Below are 26152 nucleotides of genomic sequence, written 5' to 3' on the forward strand. Positions count from 1 at the left end.
TTTGAAATTTAAATATTATCTTCTTCTTGGTGTGTTTGTTCTCATAACACCTTCTCTTTTTGCTATTCAATTACCAGAACAGCAAGGGGACAGTTTAGTAAAAGAAGCTACAAAAGCAGTTTATAAAGACCCTAACAGATCTATTGAATTAGCTTTGACGGTCTATGACAATAGCTCTTATTCTATACAAACGAGGACTAATGCGTTAATGGTCGTTTCTACAGCTTACACATCAAAAAGAGATTATCAAAAAGCTTTAGATTATATCATTAAAGCTAATGAGTTTTCTAGTCAAATTGACAATGAAAAACTGCAAATAGAAATGTTATTTAAAACAGGAATTCTATATCAGCAACTCAAAATTTATGACAAGGCCATAGAGTATATGGAGGAAGTTGAAAAAAGATGTTTAAATTATTCAGATAGAGATGTTGTTGGAGGAACCTTAGCATCTAGTTATCTAGTAAAAGGATTTGTATATAAAGACAATTTAAATTGTGATATTGCAATAGCGTTTTTTGAAAAAGGGCTAAAAGAGTACGAAAGACTTGGTAAACACCATCATAATAGAAGTATAGGATATTATAATAAAGGAAATTGCCAAATATTACTTTCGGAATATGCCAATGCAAAAGAGAGCTTTAATAAGTCAATTGAATTAGCAAATATTGAAAATGCTAGTAGCTTAGTTTCATTTGCGGAAAAAGGTATGGCAGAAGTACATACATTAGAAGGCAAATATGAAGCTTCTGTGTTGCTCTTACAATCTGCTTTAGATAAATCTAAAAATGTAGGGGATTTAGTTTTAAACTTAGGGATATACAAAGGGCTATTTGAGAATTATTTAGCCTTAAACCGATGGGATGAATATCAAAAATACTACGAGCTATTTTTAAAGACACAATTAGAAATAAAAAAATCTGAACGCAACTCTCTAAGCGTATCAATTATTGAAAATTCTAAAAATTTAAATGAAGAATTAAATGATATTCAATCGCAATTTAGAAATAGAATTTACTTGTTAATTTTAATTGTATTAACATTCATTATTGTCGTTGTTTTGATAGAAGTTAAAAACAAAAACGCAATTAAAGCACTACAACAAAAAATAGAAAGCACTCAAAGCATAAAACCTTCGATTAAAATTAAATAGCATAATATATTGTCTTAAGGCATTGTAAATCATGTTTTTATGCATTTATTTTGGCTGTTAGATTTCGGGAAAAAATAAAGACTTAAGCTATATGTATTAATCATATTAATATATATTTAGCATTGAATTATTAATTCTGAAATTGATTTAACATGAGAAACAAATTACAAAAGTCAGTTGCAAGAGAATCCAGCTTTTCTTCGATTGCAATGTTTAAAAAAAGAAATTTCCGTTTTGCCTTTACATTATTTTTATTAATTTCAGTAAAAGGATTTGCGCAATTAAATGAAACTTTTGATAGCGGTATTCCTGCAACATGGACACTCATTGGAAATGGAGTTGGTGCTGTTGGTTGGAGTACAACTACCGACGGCTATTTAAGTACAAATGGTGTTTCAATAAATCCGAGTTCAGATAATATAGGTGATCAAAATACAGCTCAGTATTTTTTGATTACACCGCAAATTACTATTCCAGAAAATGGGGAAATTCAATTCTATACAAAACAGTCTAATGAAGCAGATAATGGAGCGCAATATGAAATTAGACTTTCTACGGCAGCACAACCCGATATAAATGGATTTAATATTCCTCTTCAATCATATACAGAATCTACCTTAAATATAGGTAGTCAAACATCTTATGAAAAAAAGGTCGTAGAGATACCGACTTCAATTCCGGCTGGATTAGAAATATATATAGCATTTGTAACTATAAACACTCAAAATGGAGCAACACCAACTGGTGATGAATGGTTTGTAGATGAGTTTTCTATCTTAGAAGGTTGTATCGAAGTCATAGATGATACTGTAACAATTGATGCCATAACGGTAGATACTGCGGAGGTTAGTTGGACGCATCCAACCGCAACTAATTTTGAAATTCAAATTCTTCCAACAGGAGGTGTTCCAGCAGATAGTGGTATTCCTGTAACAGGAACAAGTTATGCTTTAATGAATCTTGACCCTGAAACTGAATTTGATATTTATATCGCTGCTGTTTGTGATAACGATACACAGAGCGCTTTTACGGGACCATATACGTTTGAAACTCTAAAATATGGTCTGTCCTGTGACACTCCTATTAGTATTCCAAATATTTCATCAACGCCTTATATTTTTACAGACAATTTAGCTAATTGGGCAAATCCAGATGTAAGCTACACGACACAAGGTTCTAATTGTATATCGGGTGCTAGTTCAACAAATTATTTAAATGGAGATAAAGTGTTTTTTACATATACTCCGACACAAGATGAATTAATATCATTGACTCAAACTACTTTTGACGGAGGTGACCAATCAAATAACTGTTATAATGCGCTCAGTACCCTTCTCGTATATGATAGCTGTGCCTCTGTTGGTGTTAATTGTATTGCAGGTGTAAATACGACTAATGGTTTCGAACCAAAATCTATAGATAATTTATTTGTAGAAGCAGGTGAAACTTATGTTATTGTAGTCTCTACCTTATTTTCATCTGGAGCAGGTATGTGTTTTGAATTAGAAATTTCTGGAGGCACATGTGCACCACCAGCTGATTTTACTTACAACGGTTTAACAGAAAACAGTGTAGAGTTTTCTTGGGATAATATTGGTGGTTTTGCAGATACTTGGGAGTATGTTGTTGTTCCTACAGGTGCTGGTGAGCCAACAGGTGCTGGTACTCCAACGAATTCAAATATTGGGAATCTTATTAATACAGGATTGACAACTGCTACAACATACGATTTTTATGTGAGATCTATATGCGATGGCACACCTGGTGATTGGAGTAATCCAAGTGTATTTACAACGCAGTGTACGTCGTTTGATCTTCCTTATTTTACAGATTTTAATAATGCTACGGACGAAAATCCGGAGCCTTGTTGGACTACTATTGATGCTAATGGTGATGGTGTTACTTGGAATTTTATTGGTGGATGGGCTACCGTTCGAACTGAAAGCGCACGCTATGAAAATAACGATATGTACGTGTCTCCACGAATGAATTTTGACGGTACACCAAAACGTATACGCTATAAACATAGATCAACACAAGGAGCATCAACATATACCGTAAAATTATCTACAACAGGTGTAGGTGTAGATGATTTTACTACTGTAGTGTTACCAGCAACAACAATTAACAATACAAGTTTTCAAGAAATCATTGTGGATTTACCCGAAGACATTGTGGGCGAAGTTAATATTGCGTGGATTGTTGAACCTAATACAACCGAAACAGCTTTAAGATTTACTATCGATGATGTAAATATTGAAGATAAACCCACTTGTCCAGATCCTTTAAACCCATTCGTACTTCAAATTACAGACGATTCGGCTTGGTTATTTTGGAACCCTGGTGATGAAGAAACGGAATGGGAAGTCGCTATTCAAGATTTAAATTCAGGTTTGCCTACCGAATTAGGAATTATTACCTCAAGTAATTTTCCATATATGGCAAATGATTTAGAGTCTGGTAATAGATATGAATTTTACGTAAGAGCTGTTTGTGCAGAGGATGACCAAAGTCAGTGGGTTGGGCCAATTACATTTACAACCTTATGTACGTCTTATGACACGCCGTTTTATGAAAGTTTTGATGATGAAGATTTAGATACTCAAAAATTCTGTTGGAAAATTACAGATGCCAATAATGATGGAACAGCATGGATGATTGATGATTATCATGCCGTTATGCAAACATCCATATTTACACCTCCAACGAGTTTTAATGACTATTTAATTTCACCAGCTATAAATTTAGATGGGACTCCAAAAGCCTTAAAATTTAATGTTAGAGCAGATTTTTCATTATTTTCTAGTGCAACACGTTTTGGTTTAGAGGTATTAATGTCTACAACAAACACAAGTCCAGGTAGTTTTTCAGTGATTTCACCCTTAGAAATCATATCTAATAGTACGTATGAAGAAAAAACGATAATTGTAGAAGGTACCGGAACGGTTTACTTTGCATTTAGAGTGCCTCCAGAATTTACAGGAATTTGGTCTATGCTAAGTATAGACGATGTGAGTATAACTGACGCTCCAGCTTGTGTTAATCCATCTGATTTAGTTGTAAATACAACGACAGAAACTACAGCAGATTTATCGTGGTCTCTTGGGTATGATGAAACAGCTTGGAATATTGTTGTACAATCAGCAGGATCTGGTGTACCAACTGAAGATGGAACAGCTGTTGAAACAACTAGTTATTTGGCAACCGATTTAATGCCGGATACTGAATATGAATTTTATGTTATGTCTGATTGTGGTGATGGTACTAGCGATTGGATTGGGCCAATGCAGTTTAGAACATTATGTACGTCGTTTCCAAGCCCTTTTGTAGAAACCTTCAATACAGATTCTGACTCAGCTGACTGTTGGCAAGTAGTAAATAACAATCAAGACTATTACTTTTGGCAATTAAATAGTTCGGTATTTCCTTACGAAGGAAATCAATCTGCAGCCGTTACTACAACTACAAATGGAAGCAGTGACGATTGGTTGATTTCTCCAACAATTTCAATTACTGAAAATCAACGTTTACGATTCTATTATAGAGCAGCTAGTGTCTATTATATTGAAGATTTAGAAGTTTTATTGTCTACCAATGGAACAGGTTTGGATGAATTTACAACAGTTTTATATGATTCCGATGATGACCCTGTAATAATTAGTAATGAGGAATATAGAGTTAAAATAATAAACTTTCCAGAAGGTGTAAGTGGTGATATAAATATAGCATTCCATGTGCCGTATTTTCCACCTAGTCCTGCAGGATATCGTGGTTATGTATTAGCCATAGATAATGTGAATATTGAAGATGTTCCAGAATGTGCACAGCCTTCAAATGTAACATTAAACAACATTACAGATACAGAAGTGGAAGTAGGCTGGGATGTAAATGGTGATGAAACAGAATGGGAAATTTCAGTGCAACCATCAGGAACTCCGGCTCCTGTTGGAGATACGGATCCAGCTTATTTATATAATGCTTCAACAAATCCGTTTACAATTACAGGGTTAGAGGCTTCAACAATGTATGATATTTACATTAGAGCAGTTTGTGATGGAAATAATGGCGAGTGGACAGCACCAGAAATCTTGACCACAAAATGTAGTTTCGATAACTTGTGTCAATATACCTTTATACTAACTAGTGATTGGAGTATATCTGCATCACTAGATATCACTCAAAATAATCAAGTAACACAATCATTGCCATTTAATGGAGAAGATGCCGAAGAGTTTACGGTCTTTTTATGTTCAGGTGTTGAATTTTCAGTATTCTTTGGTACTTTAGGAAGTGCTCAATCACAATATGAAAATTACCAATTTGAAATTTTAAATAGCGAAGGAGTTTCAGTATACCTAAGTCCTTTAAATATTCCGCTAAGAAGAACCGTTTATGAAGGTACAGCAATTTGTGGTGTAATTTCTTGTCCACAACCTACTGATTTAGCGATTAGCGATACAAATGTGATGACTTGGACTCCTGGAGGCAGTGAAACAGAGTGGGAGGTTGCTATTCAATCTATTGAAAATGGAACATTACCAGAATCAGGAACCATTGTTTCAACAAATTCGTATACACCAACCGCTGCAGATTTTAATGATCCTAATGCTGCGACTTATGAGTATTTTGTAAGAGCAGTTTGTAGTGCTGAAGGTGAAAGTTATTGGTCAGGTCCTTTCGATTTTGTAAGAAATGATGATGTGACAACAGCGATTACCCTACCTATAAATTCAGATGAATCTTGTGATCTTAAAGTCACGGAGGTCTCATTTGTTGATGCAACAGTATCATCTGAAACCATGAGTTGTGATGGAACAAATGGTGGTGATGTTTGGTTTGATTTTACGGCTGAATCACTAGTACATATTATTGAAGTCAATGGATTTACTGGAAACTTTTATGATACTAGTGGAGATATGCCTTATCCTGTCGTTACAATGACACTTTACAAAGACAATGGTGGCAGTCTGCAAGAAATAGCTTGTACTTATGATAAAGTTTTAGTGGCAATGTACGCTTCAGAGTTAGTTGTTGGTGAAAATTATAAATTAAGATTAACATTAAATAGTTCAGAGCCTAATGATCGTAGATTTCAAGTTTGTTTAAGAACGCCTTTAGATCTTTGTGATGTTGAAACGGTTAATGGTGGTTTTGAAGAACCTGGTTTAGATTATCTAAGTGGTATTACTTCAATAGCTGCTATTGAGCCTATGCCAGGTTGGAGATCAAGTATAGATTGGCAAGCGATTTTTATATGGGAAGGATTAAATGCACCTGGTTTTGAAGCTTATGAAGGCAGTCAATGTGTGCAATTACTATCAGATGAAAATGAACCTATAGATCCTGAAGATCCAAATGTTAGAGGGTACTATAGAGATTTTGATACATCAGAAATAACGTTATATGATTTTAGTTATGCACACCTTGCAAGAGCTGAGAATAGTATAGTACAATTATTAGCAGGTTCTCCAGGTGGACCTTACACGCTCATCAGTGAAAATTTAGCAGAAGTCCAAGCTTGGACACTTATCTCAGGTGAATATGAAGTTCCAGAAGGTCAGGATGTAACCCGATTTGTTTTTAGAGCTGTGGGTGATAATGTCATAGGGAATATATTAGATGCTGTTAGTTTTACGGCAAACAATACCATTATTACAGAACCATTTGTGGTAGACTGTGACAATGTTATTGCTAATGTAGAAGCCAATGGAGTAGGAACATGGATTCCAAGTGAAACTAATCCAGGGTCAGTTACAATAACAGACTCTGATAGTAGATCAACGTCTATAACTAATTTTGTACAACCAGGAGTTTATATTTTTACATGGCAAACGTCTTACTGTTCATACGATATAGAAATCACGTACAACGGCATTTCTGACACACCAGAAGTTACGAGTCCAGTTGAGTATTGTTTAAATGATACCGGCGCACAACTTACAGCTACACCTTCAGATACATACAGTTTAATGTGGTTCACACAATCAACCGGAGGTACAGGAAGTGCAACGGCACCAACACCAGATACCTCAGTGGTAAACACCACATCCTATTATGCTGCTTATGTAGATACAGAAGGTTGTGAAGGCCCACGAGCAGAAATCGAAGTGGTAGTGAGCGATTCATTTACACCAGAACTCACATTTACTTACGAAGATGTATGTGTGGTTTCAACAGTAAATCCAGTGCCAAGTTTAAGTACAAATTTTGCCACAGGCGGGACCTTCACATCAGCAACTTTAACGGTAGATGCAACCACAGGTGCTGTAGATATGACATCAGCCACAGCAGGAGAACATGACATTATATATACCTACGATGGAGATACAGAAACATGTACTTCTGCCGGAGCTTATACCGCAACACTAAATTTAATAGCTGCTACAACCCCTGTAACAACGTTTGACTATGGATCATCACCTTATTGTGAATTAGAAACATCAACGGTATTACCGAATGTTTCTTCAGGATTTACAATAGGTGGTGTATATAGTTCAACAACCTTAACGGTTGATGCCAATACAGGAGCTATTGATTTATCTACAGCAACAGCAGGAAGTCATGAGGTGACTTACACTGTCGAAGCTGATGAGGCTAACTGTTCAGATACAGGTTTAACAACCACCACAATAGAAATTACAGCAAGTACCACACCAGTAACGGACTTCAGTTATGTAGAAGATATTTATTGTGCCGATAGTAGCTCTATTTTGCCAGAACTTGTCGCCGGATTTGCCACAGGAGGCACATTTAGTGCAGAAAGTGGTTTATCTATAAACACAACCACAGGAGAAATCAATGTGGCCTCAAGTACTTTAGGGAATTATAATGTGACTTATGAAATCGCAGAAGATGTTTCCAGCTGTATAGAAAATAGTACGAGCACATTTAACATCACCATTTTAGATGCGATCGAAGTTAGAGTCGAAGGAGAGTGTAATGATTCAGATTATATCCTTACAGCCTCACCAATAAATAATTCTTTTGAAACCAATGAAGCTATTTATACTTGGATGGATGCCAACGGCAACGTTGTAGGTCAAAATTCAGAAGTATTTAATGTTTCGGATTATGCGAGTCAAAACCCAGAGGTCACCGTACCCTTACAATTTTCAGTAACCGTAGATTTTGGAGGTTGTTCTGTAACCACGAGCTACACGACCGAGCGACTATCATGTCGCGATATTCCAAGAGGTATTTCACCAGATGGCAACGGTAAAAACGATACGTTCGATTTATCAGGCTATGGAGTTAAAGAGTTAAACATCTTTAACCGTCATGGAGTAGAGGTTTATAACTTTAATGGTACGTACACTAACCAATGGTATGGACAAACCAACAAAGGAGACGATTTACCAGATGGCACGTATTTCTATACTATTCATAAAGAGGATGGCAGTTCATTAACCGGTTGGGTATTTATCAACAGAGCACAATAATCATAAATGAAAACAGAGCACTATAAAATAGAGATGAAATATTCTTGTATAAACTTATAGTCATATTAAGAACTAATTATTTAAGGATATTCCATTTGTCAATTGAAAAAAATAGATGTAACCAAATGAAAAAAGTATATTTTACAATCGCCTTTACACTTATGATCTTAGTGAGTGTCAGCGCACAGCAAGACCCTCAATATACACAGTATATGTATAATATGAATGTGGTAAATCCAGCTTATGCAGGTTCTAATGAAGCTTTGTCCATAGGATTACTGTACCGCTCGCAATGGGTTGGTATTATAGATGCACCAAAAACAGCAACCCTTTCGCTGCACAGTCCAGTAGGTAAAAATGTAGGATTGGGATTATCGGTCATCTCAGATAAGATAGGACCCGTAGAAGAAAATAACGTGTATGCCGATTTCTCATATACCTTAAATTTAGGAGGAGAACAGCGTTTAGCCTTCGGGATAAAAGGAGGAGCCACATTCCAAAATATCGGTTTGTTTAGTGATATCGGTAATGGCTATGTGCCAGACGCCAGTGATGAAGCTTTTAGCCAAAACACCAGCAATACCTATCTAAACATTGGAGCCGGAGCCTTTTATTATACAGACAAGTATTATGTGTCTTTATCGGTACCAAACATGTTAAAGAGTACCTATTTAGATGTGACTAATAACGGTCAGCAATATGAATACGGATCAGAAGTATTACATTATTTTTTATCCGCAGGTTATGTGTTCGATCTGTCAGCCAATACAAAATTTAAACCGTCGTTCTTAATGAAATCTGCTTTTGAAGCGCCTACCTCAATAGATGTCTCAGCAAACTTTTTGTTTTATGACAAGTTTGAAGTGGGAGCGACCTATCGTTTAGACGACTCAGTAGGAGCGATGGCCAATTTTGCGGTAACCCCAGAGATTAGAATTGGCTATGCTTATGATTACACAACCTCAGATTTAAATATAAAGTCTTCAGGTTCCCATGAGATTATGTTGTTATTCGACCTAAATTTCTCTAAAAAAGTATCCATTTCACCAAGATTTTTCTAACAAAATAAACGTTTTAAAATGAAAAAAATATACAGTCTTTTCAGCTTATTTTTACTTGTAACTTTAGGCTACGGACAAAATAAACAAACCGAAAAAGCGGATAAGCTTTACCAAGGCTATCAATATGTAGATGCGATAGATGCGTATCTAAAAGTGGTTGACGATAATGAAGCAGATGCTTATGTGTATAAGCAACTCGCTGATAGTTATTACCATTTGTTTAACATCAAGGAAGCTTCAATCTGGTATAAAAAAGCTTTAGAAACGACACAAGATGCGGAAACGTATTTTCGATATGCCCAAGTTTTAAAGTCTGAAGGCAACTACGACCAGGCGAATGCACAAATGGATGAATTTGCAAAATTGGCACCAAACGACCAACGTGCCAAAGCGCATTTAGCAAACCCGAACTACATTCCAGAATTAGCCGATATCACCAAAACATTTGAAGTTGAAGATATTACAATAAATGATGCAGAGCACAGTGATTTTGGAGCGGTATTATCTAATGATAATATTTTATACTTTGTAAGTACAAGAAAAACGTCAGGTAAAGAAGATGCCTGGACCAACCAGCCATATCTAGATATTTACCAATCCATTAGAGATGAAAAAGGTGATTTATCAACACCAGAAGAGGTCAGTGAATTAAATACAATCTACCATGATGGTCCTTTAACGATAAGTGCTGATGGCAAAACGATGTACTTCTCACGAGATGGTCATAGTGATGGTACCTTTAAAAAGCTAAAAAACAAACGGGTCAAACTAGCACAGCAAGGTATTTATAAAGCGACGTTAGTTGATGGAAAATGGGGTAACATCGAAGCCTTACCAATCAATAGCATAGACTATACGGTCAGTCATCCAAGTATTAGTAGTGATGGAAAAACGTTGTATTTTGCCTCTAATATGCCTAATGGACTAGGAGACTCAGATATTTGGAAGATCAGTATAAATGGTAACAGTTATGGAGACCCAGTGAATTTAGGTCCCAAAGTGAATACCTCAGGCAAAGAAGGCTTTCCGTACATCAGTGAAGATAATATATTATATTTTGCATCAAGCGGAAAACAAGGTTTTGGAGGCTTGGACATTTTTAAATACGATTTAAAAACCAATGAGACTTCCGTAAACTTGGGAAACGCAATTAACACTACTAGAGACGATTTTGCTTTTAGTGTTAATACCACTTTAAAAATCGGCTATTTTACATCAAATAAAACAGGAGTAGATCAAATTTATCAGGCTATTCCTATATGTCAGTTTGAAGCTATCGCGCTTGTAAAAGACCAAATTACAAATACGATACTTTCAGGAGTTGAAGTTACCATTTTAGATGCTCAAAACAATACCATAGCAACTCAAACTACCACTGCTATAGGTACTGCAAGTTTTAATTTGAGTTGTGAAAATGAATACAGCATTACTGTTTCAAAAGATGGCTATGAAACGGCATCGTTTAAAGTAGCAGCTTCAGAAGGTGAGGATGTTACAGTCCATGCGGATTTAAAACCCATAAACGAAATGATTACAGAGACTGAAGTCAAGTTAAATAACATTTATTTTGAGTTCAATGAGAGTAATATTACCAATCAAGGAGCCTTAGAATTAGATAAATTTGTAGAAATTATGAAGGATTATCCAGAGATGAAAATCATGGTGAGATCACATACAGATTCAAAAGGTCAAGCAGATTACAATTTAAAATTGTCCGAAAGACGTGCCCAATCTACGATGCAGTATGTGATATCAAAAGGCATCAGTAAAGATAGATTGTCCGCAAAAGGTATGGGAGCAACATCACCAAAAATCGATTGTGAATCTAACTGCACAGAAGATGAAGACGCACAAAACAGACGCTCTGAGTTTTTGATTGTGAAGGATTAATTAAAGCCAATTGTTTTAATTGTTAGTAATAAACTAAAGCATAGTAGAGCGATTAATAACAAAATTCAATTTACAGTCAAGCTATACTAATTATTAGCTTGACTGTTAACTTTTTTTAGGTAGGTAATTATAGAATATAAATGTTTTATTATGGTTAAGTAAAACTTTATTTTTTACAAACAATTAACAATTGCTTATAAAGTTAAATAGATATAATCAAATCTCACAAGTGTGTAAATTTCTGATTATTAATGTTTTTTACAAAGAATTCAAATGAATAGGTATTTATTTTTAATAGTTTTTAGTATATTTTTCTTTCAGGTTAACGCCCAAGAACCAAATGATTGTATAAATGCTATTACGGTGTGTGGTAATGGTAACTTTTCTTCGAATGCAACAGGATATGGCAATGATTATGAAATTACGTCATGTGGCGGTAATGAACATAATTCACTTTGGTTAGAGGTTAATATTGTACAATCCGGAACTTTAGGTTTTGATTTAATTCCAACCGATCCTGATATTATGGTGGATTATGATTTTTGGGTGTTTGGTCCCAACAGTGTTTGTTCTAATCTTCAGAATCCTATTCGTTGCTCTACAACCAATCCTAATGCCGCAGGTCTTGCTAATAATCATACAGGAATTAACGGAAGTACAACACTAACACAAACAGGACCAGGACCAAATGGTAATGGTTATGTATATTGGTTAAATGTAAATGCAGGAGAATCCTATTATATTGTTGTTGATAGACCTGAAGGAGATGGTGGTTTTCAAATAGAATGGACAGGTACAGCTATGGACGGAACTGGAGCATTTCCGACACCGCCAGAACCTAATGAAATTGATGATCAAATAGCGTGTAGTAATAGTGTTATTGGAGGAGTTCCTACAGGTGTTTTTCCATTAATTAGCTTAAGTAGTAGTATAAGTAATGATTTAGCAAATGAAACGGTTGAGTATTATGCCAATTTAGCCGATGCTACAGATGGTGTCAATCCTTTGCCTATCATTTATTCTAATACCTCTAATCCTCAAACGATATATGCTAAAGTAATATCAGGATCAGATTGTTATTCTTTAATAGATTTTGATTTAATAGTTTCTGAAATTCCTGAAGCCACATTATCTGCTTCGAGTAATGCATTATGTGAAGATGAAGACGTCACATTTACAATTTCAGGCTCACCAAATACGACTGTTTTTTACACTATTGACGGAGGAACGTCAGAACAGATTTTATTAGATGCATCAGGTATAGGAACTATTACTGAATCACCTTCAGATGATTTTGTTTTAACTTTAGAAGAAGCACAAATCTTAAATGATTCAGGAGTGTTAATCTGCTCCAATATTTTGTCAGACTCAGAATCTATAACGGTATCTTCAAATTCAACACCAACAATAGTTAATAATACTCCTATTTGTGAAGGTGAAGATGGAGAGTTAGAGTTTTCTGGTGATCCTAATGCAACAATTACGTACACAATTGATGGTGGAGCAAATCAAACATTTGATTTAGATGCATCTGGTGATTACACGTTAACCTTACCTGGTTTACTTGCAGATACTGAGGTGGAAATTATATCAGTAACAAATCCATTACCTCCAAATTGTGTACTTGCACTGAATATTACAGAAACAATTGTAGTTAATCCATCACCAACAGTTATAGCTCCAAGTCCTTTATTAATTTGTAATGATGGAGTAAACCCTAATTCAGCGGAATTTAATTTAGAATTAGAAAGTGCAGAGATTTCTAACAACGAACCTAATGTAAGTGTAACATATTATGAAACTCAAGTTTTAGCTGAAGCTGGAAACCCACTAACTGCATTGGTCTCTCCTTATGACAGTACGTCTGCAAATCAAACGATTTATGTACGTGTAGAAACGGATCTAGGTTGTGTAGACTATACAACTCTTAATCTTGAAGTGGTTGGTGCACCTATTGCGAATACAGTTCCAGCATTGCAAAGTTGTGATGCCAATAGTCAAGGTTTTGGAACGTTCGATTTAACACAAGCCGAAGCTGATATTATTGCAGGAAACACACAACCGGTGGAAGTCTCTTATTACATATCGCAAGCTGAAGCGGAAGCGGGTACTCCAGAAATAAGTGATCCAACAGTATTTCAAAATACATCAGCTTATAACCAAACGATTCATGTTCGTGTGGATACTGACGGAACAGACTGTTATAATATTTCAAGTTTAAATTTAGAAGTGTTTGATACACCAATAATGAATACATTACCACCTTTTGAAATGTGTGACGATGCTGTAAATGATGGATTTACACAATTCGATTTAGAGTCTCAAACACCGTTACTTTTAGGTGGAACTATAGATGTTACGGTAAGTTATCACTATACGATGTCTAATGCCGAAGATGGAATTGATGAATTACCAAATCTTTATACAAACACAAGCAGTTCTCAAACCATATATATTCGTGCTGAAAATAATTTTAATATAGATTGTTATGAAATCACGACATTAACTTTAGAGGTGAATCCTTTACCAGTATTAGTGAATCCAACACCATTAGAAGTCTGTGATGATGGTACGCCAGATGGTTCAACAGAAATAGATTTAAGTGTTAAAAATGTAGAAATTACGGGGAGTAATCCTAATTATTCTATAAATTATTATTTAGATTTAAATGATGCAGAATCAGAAACCAATCCCTTACCCATCCTTTATACTAATATTTTTAGTGGTCAAATTATAGTAGCCCGTGTAAATGATATAAATACAGGTTGTTATTCTACTACAGATTTAGAGTTAATTGTAGCACAAGCCCCTGTTGCTAATAGTCCTACAGCTTTAGAATATTGCGATCCAGATAGTGATGGTTTTGGTGTTTTTGATTTAGCAAGCAAAGATAATGAGATTACAGGTGGTGATGCAACGCTAACGGTAAGTTACCATGAAACCATGGCAGATGCAGATAATAATGTGAATGCAGTAACGAGTCCTTACGATAATATTGTACTAAATTCACAAATCCTTTATGCGCGTGTTGAGAGTTCTACTATACTTACAGATTGCGATTCTATTGTTCCTTTAGAGCTTATTGTAAATCCAACTCCTCAATTAGGAACAACAGCACCAGAACCTTTTGAAGTCTGTGATGATATTTCAGCAGATGGATATGCTCAGTTTGATTTAACAAGTAAGAGAGTAGAAATTTTACAGAGTTTAGCAGATTCTACGTTGTATACTGTTACGTTTTATACAGACGAAACTAATGCTGATTTAGCATTGAACCCGATTCTTAATTTAGTTAGTTACACAAATACTACGGCTTTTAATCAAACATTATGGATTCGTGTAGAAGATAATGTGTCTGGTTGTTATAAGTTAACAACTTTAGAGTTAATAGTAAATTCCATACCTGTATTAGTACAAGCAGAACCATTAATTCTTTGTGATGATAATAATCCAGGTGATGAAGTAGAAGAATTTACTTTAGAGGACGCTTCAGGGGAAATATTAAATGGACAATCGGGAATTAGTTTAGCTTTCTTTGAAACTCAAAACGATGTAGATACTAACAATCCAATAGTAGGTTCTTATGCCAATATTTCTAACCCACAAACTGTAATTGTAGTAGGAACTAATGTCACTACAAGGTGTACAAATACATCATTATTAACTTTAAGAGTTAGTCCAATTCCATCTCCAACAACACCAACAGATTTAGAAGTTTGTGATGATGATACAGACGGATTTGCTAGTTTTAACTTAGAAGATAGAACGGTTGAAATTATAGGTAATGAGTTAAATATTGCCATTACTTATCACGAAACCTTAGCGGATGCAAATTCTGGTATTAACACTTTTGTAAGTCCATATACTAATATTGTTACTAATGAGCAAACGCTTTATGTTAGAGCCACAAATACAATTACAGGGTGTTATAATACATCTAAAACTTTAACTATTCGTGTTTTAGAAACACCACAAATTCTAACATCTATAACTGATTTTGTCAATTGTGATTCAGATTCAAATGGTATTACACAGTTTAATTTAACTACAAAAGATTCAGAAATAATAGGAAGTCATACCAATGTTACCTTAACATATCATATTAGCGAGGCTGATGCTTTAACAGGAAATAATCCTATATCTAATACAGGGAATTATACCAACTCTATAAATCCACAAATTATTTACGTGCGTTTAGAGAATGATAATAGTGATTGTTTTGATACAGGTTCATTCGAAATTAGTGTGTCACTCCCTCCTGAAGCCATTCAACCAACACCTCTAGAAATATGTGATGATGAAGTTGCTGATGGAATTACGCTATTTGATTTAACAATTAAAAATGATGAAATCACAGGAGGAGAGGCAAGTTGGAGTGTTAATTATTATGAAACTTTAGAGAATGCTCAGGATGAAATTGATGCTGTAGATGCAGAAGCGTATACAAACGCAGCTATTGGTATAGTAGAAGCTAATCCACAAACATTATTTGCTGTGGTTACCGATACAGATACGGGGTGTTCAGATATGGTGACTTTAACCATTCGTGTTATGCCTAATCCAACTCCAACAAATGTAATGCCAGATCTTGTTTTGTGTGATAATAATAATACAGGAGATGAAATAGAGTTATTTGATTTAACTATAAATGAAACGCTACTTTTTAACGGAGAAGCAAATGTATCTGCAACATATTACGAGAGTTATAATAATGCGGAGGATGACTTTGCTGCGATTCCAGATCCAACTCAATATTCTAATTTAAGTACATCTCAAGTTATTTATGTACGTGTATCTAATGATATTACAGGTTGTTTTACTATTGGGAATTTTACACTAATATTAAATACATTACCTACTGCAGTTCCTGTTACAGATTTTATACAGTGTGAATTGTTTACCGATGGCTTTGATAGTTTTGACTTAACAACAAAAGACGAAGAAATCTTAGGAGGACAAGATGCAACAGAATTTACCGTGAGTTACCATGAAAATTTGTTAGATGCAGAAGTGGGAACAAATGATCTAATTGGTTTATATACTAACACAAGTAACCCTCAACAAATTTTTGTTACAATCACCAATAATACAACAGGTTGTTCTATAAGTTCACAAAGTTTTTATATTGAAGTTCATGAAGCAGCACAAGCTAATTCTGATACCAATCCCATATTGTATGAAGTGTGTGATGATGATATTGATGGCGATTATACCAATGGTAGTGCACAATTCGATTTAACAACGATAGATATTGAGGTTTTAGATACTCAAGATCCTTCAAATTATATTGTTACGTATTATGCGACTCAATACGATGCAGATTTAAAGGAGAATCCATTACCAACCTTGTATGAAAATACCGTAAATCCTCAAGTTATTTATGCAAGAGTCGATAATGATACACCAGATGCAACGACAGGAAATGATAGTTCAATTTGTTATGCTGTGGCCGAATTAACTTTACAAGTCAATTCTTTACCAGATTTTAATTTAGAAGATAGTTATATACTTTGTATAAATACAAATGATACAGAGGTTTTAGAACCTTTGGTTTTAGATACTTATTTGTCATCTACAGATTACAATTTTGTATGGTATTTTAATAATGTAGAAATAGTTGGAGAAACACAATCAAGTATTATTCCATTAGAAGAAGGAACGTATAGCGTTGATGTTACTGATATTTTTACATCTGCAAAGACCAATTGTGTTAGCACTGATAGTACAGAAGTTATAGAAAGTGAACCACCAAGTATAACCATAGAGCTCTTAACTCAAGCTTTTGCAGATAATCATGTATTAGAAGCAACAGCAATAGGAATCGGAATTTATGAATACAGTTTAGACGGTGGTCCTTGGCAAGATTCAGGAATCTTTAGTAACGTGTCTTCAGGAGATCATGAAATCACAGCAAGAGACAGAAACGGATGTGGATTAAGATCAACTTCTAAATTTGTACTTGATTATCCATTGTATTTTACTCCAAATGGAGATGGGAATAATGATACTTGGAATATTGAAGGTATTGGAGATAGTGCGGTGATCTATATTTATGATAGATATGGTAAGTTGTTACAACAACTAAATCCAGATGGTGATGGTTGGGACGGAACGTATAATGGTAAAGTAATGCCTACAGATGGATATTGGTTTATTGTAGAATACGATGAACAAAGTACAGGCGTGCGTAGAGAATTTAAAGCTCATTTTAGTTTAAAACGATAAACTCAAGATAAATTTAAACAAAAATTAAAGCTGAATGGTTATTAGTATCCATTCAGCTTTTATTTTTATTCATTCTTTGGATCAATAGAATCATAATCGTTCAAAAGAATTATTGTTTACTTTTGAAAAAAATAAGATAAATGTCTATTATAAAAAAGTTACAATGGCGTTATGCGACTAAGAAATTTGATTCATCAAAATCACTTTCAAAATCACAATTAACCACTTTAAAAGAAGCTTTTAATCTTACAGCTTTGTCTTATGGGTTACAGATTTTAAAACTCGTTATAGTAGAAAATAAGGAAGTCAGAGAAGATTTGGTTAAAATTGCTTTTGGCCAACGACAAGTAGTAGATGCTTCTCATTTGTTAGTGCTTTGTGTTCAAAATGAAATTAATGGAGATAATGTTGAAGAACATTTTGAAACTATAAAAGCTATTAGAGATACACCAGATGCTATTCTTAGTCCATTTAAAAATGAATTAAAGTCTACGATTGAAAATATGTCTGCTGATAAAAAATTAAGTTGGGTAACTAAACAAGCCTATATTGCTTTAGGAAATTTAATGACAGTTTGTGCGGTAGAAGGGATAGATAGTTGTCCTATGGAAGGATTTATTCCTTCAGAATTAGACAAAATATTACAATTAGATCAGCATGGACTTAGCTCTGTTTTATTACTTCCTGTAGGTTTTAGAGCCGAAGATGATATATTTTCAACTTTCAAAAAAGTAAGATTGCCTGTTTCAAAAACCATCATAGAATTATAAGCCTTTTTAAAAGCATGACTTCTGTAAATTGGTATCTTTGTTTTTAATCTAAAAACAAAAATAAAATTGATATGCCAGGATTTGAGTTATTCAGTGATTTAGAACGCAAAGAAGTTAATGATGTATTAGACAATGGAGTTTTAATGCGTTATGGTTTTGATGGGATGAGAAATGGCCATTGGAAAGCTAAAGAATTAGAAACAGAATTAGGAAATACTTTTAAATCCAATTACGTACAATTAGTTTCAAGTGGAACTGCAGCTGTATCTGTAGCCTTAGCTTCTGCGGGCGTTGGAGCAGGTGATGAGGTTATTATGCCAACATTTACTTTTGTTGCGAGTTTTGAGGCTGTAATGATGCTTGGAGCGATTCCGGTTTTAGTAGACATTGATGATACGCTAACTTTAGATCCTAAAGCGGTTGAAGCGGCTATTACTCCAAAGACAAAAGCTGTTATGGTGGTTCAGATGTGTGGTAGTATGGGAGATATGGATGCGCTACAAACTATTTGTACTGAGAACAACTTGTTGTTTATTGAAGATGCCTGCCAAGCTATTGGAGGAACTTATAAAGGAAAACCTTTAGGTAGTATTGCTGATTTAGGTTGTTTTTCTTTCGACTTTGTAAAAACGATTACATGTGGTGAAGGTGGAGCAGTAGTAACAAATAAAAAGGAGTATTACATTAATGCAGATCATTATAGCGATCATGGTCACGATCATATTGGTGGTGATAGGGGAGCAGAAACACATCCATTTTTAGGTTATAACTTTAGGATTTCAGAATTGCATGCTGCCGTTGGTTTAGCGCAAGTAAGACGTTTACCTGAGTTTATTGAGATACAGAAAAAGAATTTTAATACTTTAAGAAACGCTATTGCGAGAGTAGCTGGTGTTACTTTTAGAAGTGTTCCAGAAGGAGGAGAAGAAAGTTATGCATTTTTAAACTTCTTTTTACCTGATTTAGAAACGGCACAAAAAGTTATAGCAGGTTTTAAAGAAGGTGGTGTTGATGCCTGTTGGAACTATTACCAGAATAACTGGCATTACATTAGTGAGTGGAACCACTTAAAAGATTTAAAATCTTTGGTACCTCTTTCTAATGAAGTAAAACAAGGGTTAGAATATCTTCAAACAAAAACCTTTGAACAATCTGATTATTATATAGCACGTAATATTTCTTGTTTAATCAAACTTTCTTGGTCTGAAGAAGAAGTTAAACAACGTGCAGAAAAAATGGCAAAGATTATTAAAGAAAATATTTAATATTCAACATATTCTACAATCTCTAAACCATAACCGATCATTCCAACGCGTTTGGTTTGGAGACTGTTAGATATTAGGACCAATTTACTGATTTTTAGATCATGTAAAATTTGTGCTCCTATACCAAAATCTTTAGTATCCATACCTAAGCTTGGTGCTTTTACTAACTCTCCTTCAACTTGATTGTCTCTTAAAATATTAAGTCGAGTTAATAAGTTAATAGATTCTGGTTGTTGGTTAATAAAAATTACAGCTCCTTTTCCGTTTTTATTGATAACATTAAACATGTCATCTAATTTCTGATCAGGGTTATTGGTTAAAGATCCAAGAATATCGCTATTAACTAAAGTGTTATTTACACGTGTAGGGATAGGTTCATCAGATTTCCAAGTTCCTTTTGTTAATGCAATGTGAACTTGATCGTTTGTAGTTTGTTGGTAGGCTCTAAGTCTAAATTTACCAAAGCGCGTTTCAATATTAAAATCTTCTTTCTTATCAATTAAAGAATCATGCTCCATTCTGTAAGCAATTAGGTCTTCAATAGAAACAATTTTAAGATCAAATTTTTCAGCCACTTTCATTAGCTGAGGTAGTCTAGCCATTGTTCCGTCCTCATTCATGATTTCAACAATAACTCCAGCAGGTTCAAAACCAGCTAATCTTGCAAAATCAATAGCAGCTTCTGTATGTCCAGTACGTCTTAAAACACCACCTTCTTTAGCAATTAAAGGGAAAATATGCCCTGGTCTTCCTAATTCAAAAGGTTTTGTTTCTGGATCAACTAAAGCTTTAACTGTTTTAGCTCTGTCTGCAGCAGAAATCCCTGTAGTGACACCATTACCTCTTAAATCTACAGAAACTGTAAATGCTGTTTCCATAGGGTCAGTATTATTTCTAACCATAGTAGAGAGTTCTAACTCTTCACAACGCTTTTCTGTTAGAGGTGCACAAATTAAACCACGACCATGAGTTGCCATAAAATTAATCATCTCTGGCGTTACTTTTTCTGCAGCAGCTAAGAAATCACCTTCATTTTCACGATTTTCATCATCTACAACAATAACAACTTTGCCTTGTTTGATGTCTTCTATAGCTTCTTCAACGGTATTTAAAGTCAATTTTGTATTCATGGTTTTAGTTATCATGGCACTAGTTTTTTAGACAGAGTAAAGATACGGTTATTTTATGTTTTGAAGCGTACTCAAGAAGAAGTCTTGAGAAATTTTACTTCGTACAATAATATATTTTAATGGGTAAATAGGGAGTGTTAAACAAAGAAGTAACGGGTTAATTCGCTTTTCTTTTAACTTAATACTTTTATAAAATTTCGAATAATTATAAGCACTGATGATTACAAAGATGAAGAAAATGACAAATGCTATGATGCTAATAATAAGTGCATACTCTGAAATTTCTACAAGTTTATTGTTTTTTAATACAAAATGTAATGCTAATAATACAGCACCAATACAATAATTAACTAAGCTGATTTTTGAATAATTTTGATACCCTTTCATTAATTTTTTAGCTTCAATGAGATCGTTAGGGATTTCTAAACCTTCATGCTTTAACTCTTCAAGTGATTTACCTCTGTTTAATAAATTACGAATAGCAATTTCTTTAGGTTTCTTATCAAAATCAAACTCGTCTTGTTGTTTTATGATTCCAATTAACTCTTCAACAGTATATTTTGAATAAGAATTAAAGGTTTTAGTATCACTTTCTGAAAGTTGAAGTTTTTGCTTAGAATTAAATAAACGTTTTAAGGGTACTAATATTCCATCAAACTGAAAAACGCCTTTATCATTAGTTGCACGTGTTGTAAGATATATACTTAAAGGAAGCATAACAACGGTAGAAAGCCAAGATCCTATAACAGGACTAAAACTGCCTTTTTCAGCACTATTTCTTGCAAAAATACCAAAGAAATGATAGGTTAAAAATAATACAATAGCAATTATCATAGGGAGTCCTAAACCTCCTTTTTTAATTAGGGCACCAAGTGGCGCACCTACAAAGAATAAAATGATACAAGCAAAAGCTAATACATATTTATCATGTAAAGAGATAATATGTTTGTTTAGAAAAATTTGTTTTGTTGATAGATTTTTAGCATTAGAATCTAAAACTTGTCTTGTGCTATTAGAAGAGTTTATTGCTAAATTAAGAATCTGTACTTTTTGAGCAGTAGTAAAGTAATCTAAGAATGCTTTATTAGGAATAGTGTCGTTACTAATGCTATCAGTATTTATTGAATCTTTAATTTTAATATTAATACCTAATGTAGGATAAGTACTTCTATTTATTAATGTTGTTGATAATGCTTTGTAGTCATTTGTTCTTTTATGCTTTAATGTGTCAATTTGTTTATTTAGTTGACTTGCATTAAGCATGTTATATCTGTCGTGATAATTTTTTTCGTCTAGATCTTCCGGATTTAAAATTTCTAAATCTACATTGGTAATGTATGTTTTGAAGTAGCTTTTTACGTGGGGTTTATTTATGTTTTTACGAATATCTTTATTAATAATTTCTTCGTAATAATAACCGTTTTCTAATTCGAGTTGAAGAATATTAGAATCAGGACTACTTTTAAGTTCTCCTTTTTCTGAAACAATAACTTTGAAGTTTCCTGAGCGCGTTGTACTCTTTTCGTGTATAATTACATTATTAAGGAACTGACCACGATCACCAGATTTGCTTTCTACTTTAATATTAATATTTCCCATTTCATTAAACTGACCTTCAGCAATTGCTAAAGCCGGTTTCATTTTGGCAATATTTCGTCTTAAATTGTAAAAGTTATATTCTGCCCTAGGAATCACATTATTTGCAAAGAAGAAACAACCAATACCTAGCGCAACTATAAATACACTTAAACTTCGCATGGCACGTTGCAATGAAATACCTGTAGATTTCATTGCCGCAAATTCATAGTTTTCAGCAAAATTACCGAAAACCATAATTGAAGATAATAAAATTGTTAAGGGTACTACCAAAGGAATCAGCTTTGGCATATAGTATAAGATGAATTTAGCGGTCACCATGACATCTAAATCTTTACCAGCAAGCTCAGCTATGTAGAGCCAAACGCCTTGTAAAATGAAGATAAACATGAATATAATAAAGACGCTAAAAAACGTCTTTAAGAATGTGATAAGTATGTACCTATCTAATATTTTCACAGTGTATAATTTAATTTAGCCTTAATCTATTTTATTGATAAAGTAATTACTGTATTTACTTTTATCAAATGTAAATAAGGTTTTTGAAATAGGTTGGTCGGTTTTAAAAGAATTAACAGTTAAAATTGTTTTTGTTCCATTTTTACCAACTTCAATTAAATTGTAAATATGTTTTGTTGTGGCATCAATTCCTAATAAAATGTGCTTTATTTCAGAATTAGTATCCATTGGACTCAATTTAATGTATTGAATTTTTCTCCCTTTAATAGTTTGAGAAATGTCCATCTTGTAAGTGTAACCATCTTCGTAGAATGATAACATTTTGCTTGGTGTTATTGTACTTTCATCTTCAGTATTGTCTGAAGAAACTGTTACTTCTTCATCTTCAGGACTAATAGTATATAACGTTTTACCATCAAAAACACGAGTGATACCTAAAATGTTAAGTTTGTATTTATCACCTTCAAGAACAACATCTCCACGTGTTTCTTGCTTAATGTTTTCACTAACATTATTTAATTCGTATTTAAAATCTAAACTGATGTTTTTGTAGCTTTTAATTTTAGTATTTACTTCTTTTAACATGGCTTCAGCTTTAGCATCATTTTGAGCAAAAGCGTTAAATCCTAAAGCAATACATGCGATAATAATTAAATTCTTCATTCGTTTTTTTTCTTTTAATCTTTTAAAATCTTAATTTATTATTCGTTTTCTAATAATTGATCTAGAGCAACTAAATCTGGTACTAATACTTGGCGTGCTTTGCTACCTTCAAAGTTACCAACAATACCTGCGGCTTCTAATTGGTCAATAATTCTACCAGCTCTATTATAACCTAATTTTAATTTTCTTTGTAATAAAGAAGCGGAACCTTGTTGTGCTGTAACAATAAGTTCTGCGGCATCTCTAAACAATTTATCTCTATCTGAAATATCTATATCAAGATTTATGCCACCTTCTTCGCCAACATACTCTGGCAGTAAATGAGCATCAGGATACGCTTTTTGAGAACCTATAAATTCTGTTATTTTTTCAACTTCTGGTGTATCTACAAAAGCACATTGAATACGGATAAGTTCGTTACCTTGTGTATATAACATATCTCCACGACCAATTAATTGATCTGCACCTGAGCCATCTAAGATAGTTCTCGAGTCAATTTTACTTGTAACTCTAAATGCTATACGCGCAGGGAAATTGGCTTTAATAATACCTGTGATTACATTTACAGAAGGACGCTGTGTGGCTACAATTAAATGTATACCAATAGCACGAGCTAATTGTGCCAATCTAGCAATAGGGGTTTCTACTTCTTTACCCGCTGTCATAATTAAATCGGCAAACTCATCTACCACTAAAACAATGTAGGGTAAAAAGGCGTGACCATCATTAGGATTTAATTTTCTAGCTTTAAACTTGGTGTTGTATTCAGCAATATTTCTACAAAATGCATTTTTAAGCATTTCGTAACGGTTATCCATTTCAATACAAAGTGAATTTAAGGTATTTATAACCTTAGTATTATCTGTAATAATGGCATCTTCGCTATCTGGTAACTTGGCTAAATAATGACGTTCTATTTTATTGAAAAGCGTTAATTCTACTTTTTTAGGATCTACAAGAACAAATTTTACTTCAGCAGGATGCTTTTTGTATAATAATGAAGTTAAAACGGCATTTAAACCAACCGATTTACCTTGCCCTGTTGCACCAGCCATAAGCAAGTGTGGCATTTTAGCTAAATCAACCACAAAGGTTTCATTGCTAATGGTTTTTCCGAAAGCAATTGGTAAATGCATTTCAGATTTTTGAAATTTCTGAGAAGCAATAACAGAACGCATCGATACGATAGTCGAATTTTTATTTGGTACCTCAATACCAATTGTTCCTTTTCCTGGGATTGGTGCAATTATACGAATACCTAATGCTGCAAGAGATAAAGCAATATCGTCTTCTAAATTTTTAATTTTTGAAATACGAATTCCTGCATCAGGTACAATTTCATAAAGCGTAACTGTTGGTCCTATTGTTGCTTTTATACTCGCAATACCAATTTTATAATTGTTAAGGGTTTCAACAATTTTATTTTTGTTTTCTTCTAATTCTTCCTGATCTATAGAAATACCTTCGTTATCGTATTTCTTTAATAAATCTAGAGTAGGGAATTGGTATTTTCCTAATTCTAATGTTGGATCGAATTGACCAAAATCTTCAACTAATTTATCCGCTAAATTATCTGATTCTGATTTTTCTTCTTCAACCTCTTCAACTTCTATTTTTAGCTCAGGAACCTCAATGGTTTCTTCAATAGTCTCCTCTTTTGGTTTTTCAGTGACTTCCATTTTTAAACCTTCGGCTATAGGATCCTTTTTAGGTTCAACCTTAGGTTCTGGTTTAGAATAATTAGTTATGGTAGGCTCTGCATTTTCCTTTGGAATATCGAAAGCAGATTTTATAGAGTCAGCCTCTTCAGTTAAACTATTATCTATGATAACAGAAGGTTCTTTTACGGGTTCATCTGAGCTTAAATCTTCTTTAATAGCGCTTTTGGCGTTTTTAAAGCTATTCATAATTGATTCACCTGTAACTTTAAATCTAATAGCTATATAAGCAATAAGTCCAAGTAATAGTAAAAGTATAACGCCTGTTTTTCCTATATAGTCTTGAAGATATTCGTTCATTTCGAAACCTATAGTACCACCTAAAATATCATATTTATGCGTAAAAAAACCAAATAAAATAGACAACCAAATAACCGTGAGTGTTCCCCAAACCCAATGTTTTCTTAGTTTAGCTTTACTAAGATTTATGGAAACATAAATACCTGAAAGAAAAAGTAAACCTGAAAATATAAAAGAAGGTAAACCAAATCCTTTTGTGATAAAAAGATCACTGACCCAAGCTCCTAATTGGCTTGCCCAGTTTTTGTAATTATTAGTTCGTTCTGGAAAGTTTTGAAGTATACTTTGGTCTTCCTTTCCTGTAAATACAAAGGAAAGAAAAGAGATGAAAAGAAGAATCCCTAGTATAACAAGGAAACTACCAAAAATCAGTTTTTGCTGATTGGTTAGCGTAAACGAAGGCTTTTTTAGCCTTGACTTAGCTTTATCCTTCGGTGCTGCTTTAGTTGTAGTTCTCTTTCTTGTTGTTTTTGCCATTATAAG

Annotated in this window: 11 protein-coding genes; 7 read left to right on the plus strand and 4 right to left on the minus strand. The window is 33.8% G+C overall.

What is annotated here, in order from left to right; all coding sequences use genetic code 11:
- The first annotated feature begins 1 nt into the window (after nt 1).
- The 7 genes from HSX10_RS02815 (at nt 2) to HSX10_RS02845 (ending at nt 19803) form a co-directional block, all read left to right on the plus strand.
- Nucleotides 2-1153, plus strand: coding sequence for a tetratricopeptide repeat protein (locus tag HSX10_RS02815; RefSeq protein WP_173586690.1), 1152 nt, complete (start codon nt 2-4; stop codon nt 1151-1153).
- Nucleotides 1154-1305: 152 nt separating this feature from the next.
- Nucleotides 1306-8592: a choice-of-anchor J domain-containing protein gene (locus HSX10_RS02820; protein WP_173586691.1), complete on the plus strand. Its 7287-nt coding sequence runs from the start codon at nt 1306-1308 to the stop codon at nt 8590-8592.
- Nucleotides 8593-8717: 125 nt separating this feature from the next.
- Complete coding sequence (locus tag HSX10_RS02825; protein ID WP_173586692.1) at nt 8718-9653, plus strand: PorP/SprF family type IX secretion system membrane protein; 936 nt, start codon at nt 8718-8720, stop codon at nt 9651-9653.
- A gap of 18 nt (nt 9654-9671) precedes the next feature.
- Complete coding sequence (locus tag HSX10_RS02830; RefSeq protein ID WP_173586693.1) at nt 9672-11543, plus strand: OmpA family protein; 1872 nt, start codon at nt 9672-9674, stop codon at nt 11541-11543.
- 273 nt (nt 11544-11816) lie between these two features.
- Nucleotides 11817-17768 (plus strand): T9SS type B sorting domain-containing protein, encoded by a 5952-nt coding sequence (locus HSX10_RS02835; protein WP_173586694.1) that lies wholly within the window; start codon nt 11817-11819, stop codon nt 17766-17768.
- A gap of 140 nt (nt 17769-17908) precedes the next feature.
- Nucleotides 17909-18538 carry a nitroreductase family protein gene (locus HSX10_RS02840; protein ID WP_173586695.1) on the plus strand — a complete coding sequence of 210 codons (630 nt, stop codon included), beginning with the start codon at nt 17909-17911 and terminating at the stop codon, nt 18536-18538.
- Nucleotides 18539-18609: 71 nt separating this feature from the next.
- Entirely contained in the window at nt 18610-19803 is a 1194-nt protein-coding gene (locus HSX10_RS02845; protein ID WP_173586696.1) for a DegT/DnrJ/EryC1/StrS family aminotransferase, read from the plus strand.
- Here HSX10_RS02845 and ribB read toward each other — a convergent pair.
- Genes ribB through HSX10_RS02865 form a run of 4 tightly spaced genes read right to left on the minus strand, consistent with a single transcriptional unit; the run spans nt 19800 to nt 26146 of the window.
- Complete coding sequence (gene ribB, locus HSX10_RS02850; protein WP_173586697.1) at nt 19800-20948, minus strand: 3,4-dihydroxy-2-butanone-4-phosphate synthase; 1149 nt, start codon at nt 20946-20948, stop codon at nt 19800-19802. The two genes, HSX10_RS02845 and ribB, sit on opposite strands and share 4 nt — an antisense overlap.
- Before the next feature lie 33 nt (nt 20949-20981).
- The gene (locus HSX10_RS02855; RefSeq protein ID WP_173586698.1) at nt 20982-22988 is read right to left on the minus strand and encodes an LptF/LptG family permease; all 2007 of its coding nucleotides are present in this window, start codon (nt 22986-22988) and stop codon (nt 20982-20984) included.
- A gap of 21 nt (nt 22989-23009) precedes the next feature.
- A complete protein-coding gene (gene lolA1, locus HSX10_RS02860; protein ID WP_173586699.1) occupies nt 23010-23651 on the minus strand; it encodes an outer membrane lipoprotein periplasmic chaperone LolA1 in 642 nt (213 codons plus the stop codon).
- A 38-nt stretch (nt 23652-23689) separates the two neighbouring features.
- Nucleotides 23690-26146 (minus strand): FtsK/SpoIIIE family DNA translocase, encoded by a 2457-nt coding sequence (locus HSX10_RS02865; protein ID WP_173586700.1) that lies wholly within the window; start codon nt 26144-26146, stop codon nt 23690-23692.
- Nucleotides 26147-26152 lie beyond the last annotated feature (6 nt).

Origin of the sequence: Winogradskyella undariae (genome assembly GCF_013285155.1) — a bacterium.
Classification (GTDB): Bacteria; Bacteroidota; Bacteroidia; order Flavobacteriales; family Flavobacteriaceae; genus Winogradskyella; species Winogradskyella undariae.

Excerpts from the sequence above, each read along its gene's own strand:
- HSX10_RS02820 (WP_173586691.1), top strand. The coding sequence starts at position 1,306 with ATGAGAAACAAATTACAAAAGTCAGTTGCAAGAGAATCCAGCTTTTCT.
- HSX10_RS02825 (WP_173586692.1), top strand. The coding sequence starts at position 8,718 with ATGAAAAAAGTATATTTTACAATCGCCTTTACACTTATGATCTTAGTG.
- HSX10_RS02830 (WP_173586693.1), top strand. The coding sequence starts at position 9,672 with ATGAAAAAAATATACAGTCTTTTCAGCTTATTTTTACTTGTAACTTTA.
- HSX10_RS02835 (WP_173586694.1), top strand. The coding sequence starts at position 11,817 with ATGAATAGGTATTTATTTTTAATAGTTTTTAGTATATTTTTCTTTCAG.
- HSX10_RS02840 (WP_173586695.1), top strand. The coding sequence starts at position 17,909 with ATGTCTATTATAAAAAAGTTACAATGGCGTTATGCGACTAAGAAATTT.
- HSX10_RS02845 (WP_173586696.1), top strand. The coding sequence starts at position 18,610 with ATGCCAGGATTTGAGTTATTCAGTGATTTAGAACGCAAAGAAGTTAAT.
- ribB (WP_173586697.1), bottom strand. The coding sequence starts at position 20,948 with ATGATAACTAAAACCATGAATACAAAATTGACTTTAAATACCGTTGAA.
- lolA1 (WP_173586699.1), bottom strand. The coding sequence starts at position 23,651 with ATGAAGAATTTAATTATTATCGCATGTATTGCTTTAGGATTTAACGCT.
- HSX10_RS02865 (WP_173586700.1), bottom strand. The coding sequence starts at position 26,146 with ATGGCAAAAACAACAAGAAAGAGAACTACAACTAAAGCAGCACCGAAG.